The sequence below is a fragment of the Streptomyces sp. NPDC002588 genome, from assembly GCF_040295925.1.
GTDB lineage: Bacteria > Actinomycetota > Actinomycetes > Streptomycetales > Streptomycetaceae > Streptomyces.
Window position 1 is genome coordinate 14,075 of the sequence record NZ_JBEOWF010000031.1, and the last position, 13,320, is coordinate 27,394.

Consider the following 13,320-nt stretch of genomic DNA (forward strand, 5'->3'; position numbering starts at 1 on the left):
GTCAGGGGCGGGCGGCCAGGTCGTCCGTGAGGACGGCGGCGATCTTGTGGACATGGGGCTCGGCGACGAGTTCGTAGTGGTTCGCGTCGAGGTGGTGGGCGCGTACCGGCCGGGGCAGATGCGCGTCCCACGCCTCGGGCTGGGCCGGCTCCGGGGCGAGCGGGGTCACGTCGGCGGCGGGCCGCCGGGCGAGCCAGAGAGTGGCGGGTGTCCGGGTGAGCCGGGGCAGCCGGTGCCCGGCCATGGCCGCCAGGTTGGTACGGCAGCAGTGCGCGAGGCGTTCGGCGTAGGCGCGGCCCGGCTCGGTCAGGCGGTCGCCGCCGTTGCCGCTCAGTTCCCGCGCGAAGACGGCGTCCACCTGTTCCTCGTCGTAGGCGGCGAGCCGTGCGCCGGCGCCGGGCGGCGGCGGGTCGAGGAGGTACAGGGCGTGCGCGGGCCGGCCGGCCGTCTCGGCGAGGGCCGCCATCGACAGGGCCGTCCACGCCCCGAACGACCAGCCCGCCAGGCGCAGTCGGCGGTCGGGTTCGGGGAACGCGGCCCGGACGGCCGCGAGGTAGTGCGCGGCGCGGTCGGCGATCGACCGGGCGGGCAGTGCGGGGTCGCGCAGTCCCGGGTCGGCGATCAGGCAGACGGTCAGCTCGTCCGGCAGGGCGGACACCAACGGGCGGTAGGCCTGGATGTCGCCGCCGACCGGGTGGACCAGGCAGAGCACGTCGCGGCCCGGGCCGCGCTGCCACACCTCGACGTCCACGGCGGCTTCCCCGGGAGAGGCCGACCGGGTGACGGCGGCGAGGTGACCGAGGATCTCGGCGAGGCTGACGCGGTGGCTGAGCCGGGACAGGTCGATGTCGGCGCCGTAGCGGCGTTTGATCTCGTCGATGAGTTCGAGGAGGGTCAGCGAGTCGGCGCCCAGGTCGTACAACGGCGCCGCGGGGTCGAGGGCGTCGACGCCGAGCAGGTCGCGCAGGACCTCGGCGAGGTCGGTGGCGGGGTCGGTGGCGGGGTCGCCGGGGGCCGGGGTCTCGGAGGGGTGCGGGGCGGGTGGACGTGCCGGTTCGTAGAAGAACCGTGCCTGCGGCAGGGGTGTGGTGTTGACCATCAGGTGGGGCAGTTGCAGGTGCAGGGCCCGCTCGAAGACCGCCGCGCCGTCCTCGGGGGTGAGGGCGACCGCCAGATGCTCCTGGTGGCGGGCGTCGGTGCCGAGCGCGTGCTGTGCCATGCCGACCTCGCGCCAGGCGTCCCAGGCGATGCTCATCCGGACGGTGGCGTCGGCGTCGCCCGCGCCGGGGGGTGCGTACTGGGCGAAGGCGTCGAGGACGGCGTTGGCCGCCGCGTAGTCGAACTGGCCGACGCCGCCGTACAGCGCCGCCATCGACGAGCAGTAGGCCGCGTAGTGGGGGTGGTGGTCGGCGATCAGTCGCTCCATGAGCAGGGCGCCGCGCAGTTTGGCCGCCGTGGCGCGGCGGGCTGTGGTGGGGTCGCGTCGGGCCAGGAGTCCGCCCGCGGCTGTTCCCGCTGCGTGCACGATGCCGGTGAGACCGTCGACGTGCGGGGCCAGGCGCGCGGCGAGCGTGGGCAGGTCTTCCGTGGCGAGGTCGGCGGGGACGAGGGTGACGCGGTCCGCGTGCGCCCGCAGGACGGGCGGTGTCGTGTCCCCGCGGGCGAGCAGGACCACACGGGTGCCGGGGTGGTGCAGGAGGCGTGCGGCCAGGGTGCTGCCGATGCCGCCGGTCCCGCCGAGGATCAGGTGGGTGCCGGGGGCGGCGGGCCAGGCGGTGGGCGCGGCTTCGGGGGCGGGGACCGGGTGGAGGGTGCGGTGCCACCAGAAGCCGGCGCGCAGGGCGAGGGCCGGGCGGGTGAGGGTGTCGTCGAGGAGCAGGTCGGGCAGGAGTTCCGCCCAGTCGGCCGGGTCGGGGCCGGGCAGGTCGGCCCAGCGCAGGGTCACGCCGAGTTCCTGGCGGGGGATCTCGGTCGCCGCGGCGAGCAGTCCCGCTTCGGGGCTGCGGACGGCACCCGTGACGGGCTGTGCCTGGTGGGAGAGCAGCCATACGTGGGGCCGTCGTGCCTCCGGGAGGTCGGCCAGGGCCTTGCCGAGGGCGGCGACGGTGTCGAGGCAGGCCCACCGGGCGGTCTCCAGGGAGCGTTCGCCGACGCCGCCGTCCAGGGCCAGCGGCAGCGTGTGCAGCCAGTCGACGCCGGGTCCGCCGCGCTCGCCCACCCGGGCCAGGAGCGTCGCGAGCTGCCCGGAGTCGGCGGGGTCCGCCTCGTAGAGGTCGTCGTCGAGGCGCGTGAAGGTGCCCGCGGCCCGTACCCGTACCACCCGGCCGTAGTGGCGCTCGAGGAACCGCCATGCGGCGGGATCCGTGTCCGGTGCGGTGACCACCACGACGGTGCCGTGTGGTGCCCGGGCGCCGGTGCGGGCCCGGCGCAGGCGGCTCCACTGCGGCTGGTGCAGCCAGTCGGTGGCGGGCAGCCGCTGCGGGCGGGGGGCGGACGTCTGCGGCACGGCGGCGGACGTTTGCGGCACGGCGGCGGACGCCTGCGGGACGGGCGGGGTCGCCCGGGAGGCGCGCGGGAAGTCGTACTCGGCCGTTTCGAAGGCGGGTGGCGGGAAGTCCCAGGGCGGGCCGGCGGGGCCCTCGGGCCAGACGAGGGTGTGTCCGGCCGTCCAGGCCTCGGCGAGCGCCCGTGGATCGTGGCCCGGCGTCACCGTCAGCCGGGTCGAGGAGAGCGCCGGTGCGGACGGGTTGAGCGAGCGCAGCCAGGACACGGCGGACGTGACGTCGGGACAGACCGCCGCCGCCCGGTGGGCGAGCGCGGGACGTCCGGCCTGGAGGTGGCGCAGGACCTGCGGATAGGTGTGCGGGTGCGCGCTCAGGTAGTCGGCGACACGGCGGCCGTCCGCGAGCACGGCGGCCCGGGACGCGCCGGACAGGACCAGGCACGGAACCGGCTCGGCCGGGGGGTGCGCGCCCGGCGCGGTGTCCGGTCGTTCCAGCAGCAGGTGGGCGTTGGTCCCGCCGATGCCGAAGCTGCTGACGGCGGCCACCCGCGGCCGGTGCCGCGGCCAGGGCTCGGCCGTGACCGGTATCCGGAAGGGACCGTCGTCGATCTCGGGGTTGAGACGGTCGAAGTCGGCCGTGGGCGGGACGACGCCGTGGTGCACGGCGAGCACGGCCCGCACCATGCCGACGACGCCGGCGGCGGCCCCCAGGTGCCCGATCTGGCTCTTCACGGAGGACAGCGCCAGGCGGGCGTCGTCCGCCAGGCCGTACGCCTGGCGCAGCGCGGCCGCCTCCACCGGGTCCCCGAGGCGGGTACCGGTGCCGTGCGCCTCCACATAACCGAGGTCGGCGCCGCCGCGGCCGCTGCGGTGCAGGGCGGCGCGGATCGCGGCGCGTTGCCCGGTCAGGGCGGGCGCGCTGTAACCGAGCTTGTCCGAGCCGTCGTTGTTGATGCCCGAGCCGGTGACGACGGCGTACACGGTGTCCCCGTCGCGGCGGGCCGCGGCCAGCGGCTTGAGGACGACCACGCCGGTGCCGCTGGCCCCGACGGTGCCGGCGGCGTCCGCGCTGAAGGGCCGGCAGTGGCCGTCCGGCGAGAAGATGTGCTGGGGCCGGTAGGTGTAGCCGTCGGTCAGTTCCGTGTCGACGAGGACACCGCCGACGAGCATCACCTCCGCGTCGCCCTGCCGCAGCAGCCCGGCCGCCACATGCACGCCGACGAGCGAGCTGGAGCACGCCGACTGCACGGTGAAGGCGGGACCCGTCAGACCGAGGTGGTAAGCCGCTTTGGTGGCCAGGAAGTCCTTCTCGTGGTGCAGCGCCAGCCGGAAGGAGTCGGGCAGTTCGGCAGGGTCGGCCTCGCGCATCATGTGCTGGAAGTAGGTGTTCTCGCCGCAGGCGGCCACGAGCCCGACCCGGCCGGACTCGGGGGCGCCGATCCCGGCGTGGGCGAGTGCCTCGACGCAGTTCATCAGCAACTGCCGTTGCTGGGGATCCATCAGCCGGGCCTCGTTCGGGCTGATCGTGAAGCGGCCCGGGTCGAAGTGGAGGAGCCCCGCCGACTGACTGCGGGCGCCCACCCGGCCGTCGGTCGCGCTGAAGTGCTCGATGCCGCGGCGGCCGGCGGCGACCAGGTCCCAGAAGGCGGCCAGATCGGGGGCGCCCGGGAGGCGTACGGCCATGCCGATGACGGCGACGGGCTCCTCGGCCCGCTCCCCCACGGGCATCGGCGTACCCGGTGCGTCGGGGTCGGTGCCGGGCTGGGCGGCGTGGCCGGCGCCCCGCCGTTCGAGCAGGCCGGCCAGCGCGCGGATGCTGACGTGCTCGAACAGCTCCGGTACCGCGAAGGTGAGTTCGTCTTCTCCCGCACAGCGGAGCTGAAAGCGCATCAGGTCCAGGCTGGTGGCACCCGCGTCGAAGAACCGCTGGTCCACGGTGATCGCCTTGCCGGTGACCGTCTCGAACAGCGCGGCCAGCCGTTCTTCGAGCGGTGACCCGGCCGAGGCGGTCGCACCGGCCGGGCGCAGCTCACGGCCCGGGGCGGTGAGCGCGGCCCGGCGGTCCAGTTTGCCGCTCGGTGTACGGGGCAGCTCCGCCAGGCGGCGGAAGCGGCCGATGCGTACGTAGGCAGGCAGCAGCCCCGACAGATGGCCGGTCAGCTCCGCGAGGTCGGGATCCTCGCCCCGGCACTGCAGACACGCCACCAGCCGGCCGTCCGCCACGGCCGCGACCGCGTTGGTCACCCCGGGGTACTGCAGCAACGCGGCCTCGACCTGGCCGAGTTCCAGCCGGTGCCCGCTCAGCTTGACCTGGGTGTCGGCGCGGCCGGCGTAGTGCAGCAGTCCCTGCGCGTCGAAGCGGGCGAGGTCGCCGGTGCGGTAGCAGGTCCCGAGCTCGGCGTCGTCGGTGAAGCGGTCGCGGTGGGGCGCGTCGTCGCCGAGGTAGCAGCGGCCGGCCATGGGACCGCCGATCAGCAGTTCGCCGGTGACGCCCGGCGGGACTGGGTGGCCGCCGTCGTCGACGACGCGCAGGACGGCGTTCGCCACCGGACGTCCGATCGCCGGGCGCAGGGGCCAGGCGGCGGGGTCGCCGTCGAGGCACAGGCCGCTGACGACATGGGTCTCGGTGGGACCGTAGTGGTTGAACAGACGGGCGTCCGGCAGGCCGGCGAACCAGCCGCGGACGGCGTCGGTGCACACCAACTGCTCGCCTGCCGTGACGACTTCACGCAGCCTGGACGGGAACCGGCCGGTGCGCACACCGTGTTCGGCGAGCAGTTGCAGGGCGACGTACGGCAGGAAGATCCGCTGCGCTCCCCCGGTCTCCAACTCCCGCAGCAGGGCCGGGACGTCGTGCCGCCAGGCGGGCCGGACCAGGCGCAGCAGGCCGCCGGAGCACAGGGTGGTGAAGATCTCCTGGAAGGAGACGTCGAAGGACAGCATGGAGAACTGCTGGGTGACGGCCGGTCCCCGCAGACCGCCGTCGGTGCGCTGCCAGGTCAGCAGGTTGCACAGGGTCCGTTCGGAGACCTGGACGCCCTTGGGGTTGCCGGTGGAGCCGGACGTGAACAGGGTGTAGAGCGGACGCAGTCCCTGGTGCGCGGGGGGTTCGGGCCCGGGTTCGGGGGTGTCGGCGAGGGTGAGGGGGTGCCGGGGCAGGGAAGGAGGCGCGATCGCGTCGAGGACGTCTCGGTCCTCGGGTGCCATGAGCACGCACAGGGGGTCGGCCTGGTCGAGCACGTGCCGCAGCAGGGCCGGCGGGTAGGCGGGGTCGAGGGGGACCACGGTGAGGTTGAGGCGGGCCGCCGCCAGGAGCGCGACGACGTGTTCGGCGGAGGGCTGGAGGTAGAGCGCCACGGCCGCGGGGGCGGCCGGATCGGCCGGGAGGCGGTGGCGGGTGCGCAGGGCGGTGGCCAACTCGGCTGCCTGGGCGTCGAGTTGGGCGTAGGTGAGGGTGGTCTCGCCGGTGGTGACGGCCGGGGCGTGCGGGGTGTCCGCCACCTGCCGGGCGAAGCCGTCGGCGACGGTGGCGAAGTCCGGTGCCCGGTCGGGTCCTCGGCCCTGGTCGGGCAGGGTGCGGCGGTAGTCGGCGACCAGTTCGTGCAGGGTGCGGCCGGTACCGCCGGTCACCTGGTCGAGGGCCTGGCGGAAGAGGCGCGCGGCGGCTTCGGCCCGTTCGGCGCCGATGTCGTCGCGGTACTCCCACAGACAGTCGAACCCGGACTCGTGCTCCACCACCGACAGGGTGAGGGCGCACTTGGCGCCCAGCGGTTCGGGCCACACCGGCACCACCTGGCAGCCGTCCAGGCGCAGCGCCGAGAACTCGGTGTTCTCCAGCACGAACAGGTAGTCGAACAGCGGGGTCCGCTCGCGGAAGGCCGGGGCCGCGAGGACGTCGGCGAGCGCGACCTCCTGGTCCCGCAGGACGGCGCGAACGGTGTCGGAGTGGGCGGCGAGATGGGCGTCCAGGGACCGGTGCGGCTCCATCGGCAGATCCAGCAGCACGGTGTTGGCGAACATCCCCACCGTTTCCGCGAATTCGGGGCGGGGCCGGTTCGCCACCGGCGTGGCGACCAGCGGACGGCTCTGTCCGGTCACGCCGTACACGCTCGCGGCGAACGCGGACACCAGCAGCTGGAACCGGGTCAGGCCGAGCTGCGCGGCGCGCCGGTCCAGTGCGGCCCGGCGGACCAGGTCGAGCGAGGTGCGCAGCAGCCCGGCCCGATGCGGTCCTGGCGCGTCGGGGGCGGGCAGCGGGGGTGACGGTTCGCCGTCCTGGCCGTAGTGGGAGCGCAGCCGGGTGCGCCGGTGCTCGTAGGCGGGGCTCGTGTGCCAGGTGCGCTGCCAGCGGGCGAAGTCCAGGGGCGTGGTGGCGGACGGCCGCGTGCCCGCCGCGGTGTAGGCGTCGCCGAGATCGCGGAAGAGGAGGTTGAGTGACCAGCCGTCCACGGCGACATGGTGCAGATGCAGCAGGAGCACTCCGCCGTCGGCGCCTGCCACCCAGGCGGCCCGCAGCATCCGGGGGTCGGCGAGATCGAAGCGGTGGCCGAAGAACCGGTCGGCGGTGTCCTGCCACTCCTCCTCGGCGGGCGCTTCGAGCGGTTCCCACGGGTCGTAGGGGGCGGCGGTCACCTGGAGGAGCCCCTGCGGGGTGGGGAGCAGCCGGGTGCGCAGTGCGACGTGCCGCTCCACCAGGGTGCGCACCGCGCGGTGCAGGGCGCCGGTGTCGATCCGGCCCCGGACCCGGAAGGCGAGCGGGACGTAGTAGGAGCGGTCGGCGGGCTCTCGCTGTTGCAGGAGCCAGAGGCGTTCCTGTTCGCCGGTGGCCGGGGCGGTCGGCTCGTCGGAGGGGCCGGGGAGGGGCGGGTGTTCTCCCGTGGCCGGGTCCGGGGCGTGGACGGCACTGGCGAGAGTAGCGAAGTCGGCGGTCAGGACGAGTTCCCGCGGCAGGTCGACGCCGAAGCGGCCGAGGATCTCGAAGCGGAAGCGCAGGGCCTTCAGCGAGTCGCCGCCGCTGGGGATCCAACGGTCGTCCGGACGCAGGCCGCCCACGGCGAGGATGTCCTCGGCGATCTCCAGCACGGGCCGCTGGTCGGCGTCGGCGTGCGCGTCGTGCTCGTGCGTGCCGCGCCACGGGGCGCCGGCGCCGCGCAACAGGGCGGCCCGGTCGACCTTGCCGTTGGCGTTTCGCGGCAGTTCGGGGACGAGATACGTGTGGTGGGGGCGCATGTACGGCGGCAGGGCGGCGGTCAGGTGCCGGTCGTAGGCGTCGAAGGAGAGGTCGTCGCCCAGGACGAGGAAGGCGAGCAGTTCGCTGCGGCCCGCGTCGTCGCGGCGGGTGCACACGTAGGCCTGGCGGACGGCGGGCCGCGCCAGGATCTGCCGCTCCACCTCGCCCGGTTCGATGCGGTAGCCGCGCACCTTGACCTGGCGGTCCGCGCGGCCGACGTAGGTCACCCGGCCCTCGGCGTCCCGGCGCACCAGGTCTCCGGTGCGGTACCAGCGCCGCTCGCCGCCGTCCTCGTGCGGCAGCCGTACGAAGCTCCGCTCGGTCTGCGCGGGCAGGTTGCGGTAGCCGCGGGCCAACGCCGGTCCGGACAGCAGCAGTTCGGCGATCTCGCCCGGTTCGGCGGTGCGGCCGTCCTCGGTGCGCAGCAGCACGGCGGTGCCGGGCAGTGCGGTGCCGATGGGAACCGTGTCGCCGTCGAAGTCCCGCGGGACGGGGTGGCACAGGGCGAACGTCGTCGCCTCCGTGGGCCCGTACACGTTGTGCAGGACGGTGCGCGAGGCGGGATTCGCCGCGTACCAGCGGCGGACGATGTGTGCGTTGAGCTGTTCACCGCCGATGAGTACCTGTTCGGTGGTGGCGAAGCAGCCGGGCACCTGCTCGACGACCGCGTTGAACAGGGCCGCCGTGATGAACAGGGTGGCCACCCGGTGCTCGCCGAGCGCTTCGGCCAGCCGGTCCGGACTGTGCACCTGGGTGTCGTCGAGTACGACGCAGACGCCACCGGTCAGGAGCGGGACCCAGACCTCGAAGCTGAGGGCGTCGAAGGCGGGGTTGGACAGGCAGGCGTAGCGGGCGCCGGGCCGTATGTCGAGGTAGCCGGGGCGGGCCAGTCGCAGCACCCCTTCGTCGGTGACCTCCACGCCCTTGGGGCGCCCCGTGCTGCCGGAGGTGTAGAAGACGAAGCCCGTGGCGGCGTCTTCGGGGTGTCCTGACGTCACGGCGGGCGGGCCTGGCCGGTCGGTCGGCTCGTCAGCGCTCAGCAGCAGGCCGGTGTCCCACGCGGCGAGGTGGGCGGGCAGGTGGGGCGGGTGCTCGCGGTCGTGGACGACGGCGACGGCGCCCGAGTCGTCGAGGATGTGCCGCTGCCGGTCGGGCGGGCTGAGCCGGTCGAGGGGCACGACTGTGGCTCCGGCGCGGCGGATGCCGAGCATGACGCAGACCAGTTGCCACGAGCGGGGCAGGCACACGGCGACCGCGTGCCCGGGGCGCACTCCGCCCGCGCGCAGCCTCGCGGCCACCCGGCCACTGGCCTGTTCGAGTTCCGTGTAGTCGAGCAGCCGGCCGCCGTCCTCGACGGCGGGGGCGGAGGGGGTGCGGCGGGCCTGGTCCAGTACGGCGTCGGCGAGCGCGGTGGGAGCGGGAGGGGCCGGGGTGGCGGGGCCGCGCCCCGTGCCGGCCGGAAACGGGGAGTCGCCGCGGGCGGGTCGGCGGGCCATCACACCTCCCGCAGGGACGCGTGGTGGGCCAGTTCCGCGACCAGCAGGGCGCCGACCTGGGCGGCCCCGGCGCCCTCCAGGATCTCCCAGTGGTCGCACTCCATCGTCTCGACACGGAAGTCGCCCTCGGCGCGGCGCCGCCAGAACGCGCGGACCTCGGCGTGGAAGGGGGTGTCGGTGCCGTCGGGGACGGCCTGGGCGAGAACCAGGCGCGCCGGGGAGGACGCGGGGAGGTGTTCGCGGGCCGTGAGCCGGTTGTGGTTGTAGAGGTGGAAGTAGCGGTCGACCTGGGCGTCGTCGATGCCGGGATACATCCCGTTGAACCTCACGAGTTTGTCGCGGAACTCGGCCGCGTCCACGGCGCCGATCTCCGCGCGGGCGGACGCGTCGTCGGTGGCCTGGGTGTCGAGGAGGACGACGCTGACGTCACGGTGTCCGGCGCGGGCCAGGACGCGTCCCATCTCGTGCGCGACCAGGCCGCCGTAGGACAGGCCGGTCAGCACCAGCGGACCCTCGTCCAGCAGTCCCTCGCCCCGGGGGTCGAGCAGGCGCAGGTACGCCTCGGCCATGGCCTCGACGGTGGGCAGGCGGTCCTCGCCGGGGTTCACCCCCGGCGACTGGATGCCGTACAGCCCGACCCGCTCGGGCAGGAACCCGGTCAGGGGCAGGTAGCAGAAGGCGGTGCCTCCGGCCGGGTGGACGCAGACCACCCGCGGGCCCGTGCCGGGGCGGAACTCGATGAGGCTCCCCGGTGCCCGGGGAGCGCCCTCCTCGCGCAGCAGTTCGGCCAGTCCTTCGATGGTGGGACGCATCATGACCTCGCCCACGGGGAGAGCGCGGCCGAAGGTCTCGGTGACGGCGTGGGCCATCTTGATGGCCGACAGGGAGGTGCCGCCGATCTCGAAGAAGTTGTCGCCGACGCCGATTCCGGGGTGGAGCAGGATCCGCTGCCATATCCGGTACAGGGCGTGCTCGACGTGATCGCGCGGGCTGGCCGTGTTGACCTGGCTGGACGTCTGACGGTGGGCCAGGCTCAGCAGGGCCGGCCGGTCGAGCTTGCCGCTGCGGTTGAGGGGCAGCGCCTCGAGGTCGAGGAAGACGGCGGGGATCATGTAGTCGGGCAGTCGGCGGCTGAGGGCGGTGCGCCAGTCATGGGCGGTGCGGGGCGGTGCGGTGCCCCGGCCGATGCCGGCGACCAGGCGGAGTTGCCCCGCCGCGTCGCGGTCGGCGAGGACCGCGGCTTCACGCACGCCGGGGAGTGCCACGAGGGCCGCCTCGATCTCCGCCGGTTCGATCCGGAATCCGCGCAGTTTGACCTGGTCGTCGGCGCGTCCCGCGTAGTGGGTCTCGCCGTCCGGCAGCCGGCGGGCGAGGTCTCCGGTGCGGTAGATCCGCTCGCCGGGCACGAACGGATCGGGCAGGAACCGTTCCTCGGTGAGGTCGGGCCGGCCCAGGTAGCCGCGGGCCAGTGAGGCTCCCCCGAGGTACACCTCGCCCACCACGCCGGGCGGGACGGGCTCCATGTGGCCGTCGAGCACGTACAGGCGGGTGTGGGGCAGCGGGCGGCCTATCGGGCAGGGTCGCTCCAGCGGGCGGGGGTCGTAGTGGGCGGTGCTGTACAGGGTTGCTTCGGTGGGTCCGTAGCCGAAGCAGATCCGCAGGCCCGGCAGATGCTGTGTCATCCGGTGCAGCGCGGCCTCGGTGAGCGGCTCGACTCCGGTCAGCAGCTTGCGCAGGGGCAGCCCGCGCAGTCGTCCGGCGGGGTCCTCGTCGATCCACTTGACGTAGGCGGGCGGCAGGAACGCCTGGGTCACCGCGTGCTCGCGCATCCACGCCAACAGCGCCTCGGGGTCGCCGCGCAGTTCCTCGGGGACGATGTGCAGCACACCGCCGGTGGTCAGGGGCAGCAGCAGCTCGTGGATCGAGGCGTCGAAGCCGATGCCGGACCAGGCCGAGCCGGCCTCGCCGGGTGCGGTGCCCATGCGGGCGTGCCAGGCGGCGAAGAGGTTGAGGACACTGCGATGCTCCACCGCCACGCCTTTGGGCCGTCCCGTGGACCCCGAGGTGAAGATGACGTAGGCCGTCCGGTGCGGCGCGTGACCGATGCCGGCCGGCGCCCCCTGCCCGGCTGAGCCCTCGGCCTCCACCGTGGCCAGGTCGAGCCACTGAGGGGGGCGGTCCGTGTTGTCGTGGTCGCTCAGCACGAGAGGGCAGGCGGCGTCCTCGGTCATGCCCGTGAGGCGCTCGGTGGGCTGGCCCGGGTCGAGCGGGAGATAGGCGGCGCCCGCCTTGAGGATGCCCAGGATGCCCACGGCCAGGTCGCACGACCGCTTCGCGTGCAGGCCCACCACGTCGCCGGGACGGACGGACCGGGCGACGAGGGCGTGCGCGAGCCGGTTGGCGCGACGGTCGAGTGCCGCGTAGTCCAGCGAGCGGTCCCGGTCGGCCACCGCGGTCCGCGTGGGGCGCTCGCGGACCTGCTTCTCGAAGAGTTCGACGAGTCCGGACGCCGCGAGCAGGGCCGCCTCGGTCGGGTCGGGCGGGACGGCGCCGGTGGTTCGGGTGGCATCGCCGGCGAGGAGCATCCGCCGGCGTTCCCCCGGACCCATCAGCTCCAGGGCCCGGATGTCGCGGTCCGGGTGGCGGACCATGTCGGTGAGCAGGTGCCGGAGATGGTCCGACCAGCGCTCGGCGGTGGCCTGGTCGAGGAGGGCCGTCGCGTAGTCCAGGTGGCCGGTGACACGGCCCTCGGACTCGGTGGCCGAGAGGGCGAGGTCGAACTTGGCCGGAGCGTGGGCGATGGGCAGCGGCTCGGCCTCGACGCCGGGCAGGTGCAGCAGGTCCCGCCGGTCGGGCTGCCAGGCCAGCATGGTCTGGAACAGCGGTGTACGGGAGGCGCTGCGCGGCGGGTTGACGAGTTCGACGATGCGCTCGAAGGGCAGGTCCTGGTGGGCGAGTGCCTGGCGTACGACGGCGCGGGTACGGGTGAGGGCCTCGGCGGCGGTGAGGGCACCGGATAAGTCGACGCGTAACGGGAGGGAGTTGACCAGGAAGCCGATGAGGCCGGACGCTCCCGGGCCGCGCCGGGCCGCGAACGGACTGCCGACAACGATGTCTTCCTGTCCCGAAAGTCGGGACAGGAGGATTGCCCAGCCGGTCAGCAGGGCCACGAAGGGGGTGGCGCCGTGCCGGCGGGCCAGGCCGCGGAGCCCGGCGGTGGTGTCGGCGTCCAGGCTGAATTCGGCGCGTCCGCCGTCGTAGTGCTGGCGGGGCGGCCGGGGGCGGTCGGTGGGGAGTTCCAGGACGGGCGGCGCGTCGTGCAGAGCGCGCTCCCAGTACTCCTCCTGGGCGGCGAGCGCTCCGCCGAGCACGGCTCGGTGCTGGGCCTCCGCATGGTCGGAGTACTGCACCGCGAGCGCCGGCAGCGGGTCCGGGCCGCCCGTGGCGAACGCCCGGTAGAGCCGCCCGGTTTCTTCCATCATCACGTTCATCGACGCGCCGTCGTAGATGCTGTGATGGAACGTCAGCAGCAGGACGTGGCGCTCCGGCCCGAGCCTGAGCAGGCGACCGCGTCCGAGAGGACCGGTCTCCAGGTCGAACGGCCTGCGGGCCTCGTCGAGTTGGCGGGCGGCCACGTGCGCGTCCGGGTCGGCGACGGCGGTGAGGTCCTCGAAGGCCAGGGCGAACCCCGCACCCGGTGGGTCGATGTGCTGGCGCACGTCACCGCCCTCGGCCACCAGGCGCGTCCGCAGGGTTTCGTGCCGGTCGGTCAGGGCGTCGAAGGTGCGGGCCAGCAGGTGGCGGTCGAGCGGGCCGGTGAGGGTGAAGTCGATCGTCTCGTTGTACGCGGCGTTCGCGCCCGGCAGTTGGGACAGGAACCACAGTCGCTGCTGGGCGAAGGAGGCGGGCCGGACGCGGGGCGCCGCTTCGGCGCCGTCCGTGACGATGCCGACGGACGGAGGGGAAGTGGGGGCGGCGGGGGCAGGGTGGGGGCTGTTCTGCACCGGCAGTACCTGGCCTTCGTTCGGTGTGGGGCTGGGTGGCGTCGGGGCGGCAGGCCGGGATCACCTGACTGCCCACGGTCCGGAGGG

2 protein-coding genes are annotated in these 13,320 nt (G+C 74.4%); both read right to left on the reverse strand.

What is annotated here, in order from left to right; genetic code table 11:
• Nucleotide 1 precedes the first annotated feature (1 nt).
• Nucleotides 2-9,229 (reverse strand): non-ribosomal peptide synthetase, encoded by a 9,228-nt coding sequence (locus ABT057_RS30985; protein ID WP_352346941.1) that lies wholly within the window; start codon nt 9,227-9,229, stop codon nt 2-4.
• Entirely contained in the window at nt 9,229-13,233 is a 4,005-nt protein-coding gene (locus ABT057_RS30990; RefSeq protein WP_352346942.1) for a non-ribosomal peptide synthetase, read from the reverse strand. The genes ABT057_RS30985 and ABT057_RS30990 overlap by 1 nt, the downstream gene beginning before the upstream one ends.
• Nucleotides 13,234-13,320: the final 87 nt, after the last annotated feature.

Bases quoted from the DNA above. Each gene is read 5' to 3' on its own strand.
- ABT057_RS30985 (WP_352346941.1), bottom strand. From the start codon at position 9,229: ATGGCCCGCCGACCCGCCCGCGGCGACTCCCCGTTTCCGGCCGGCACG.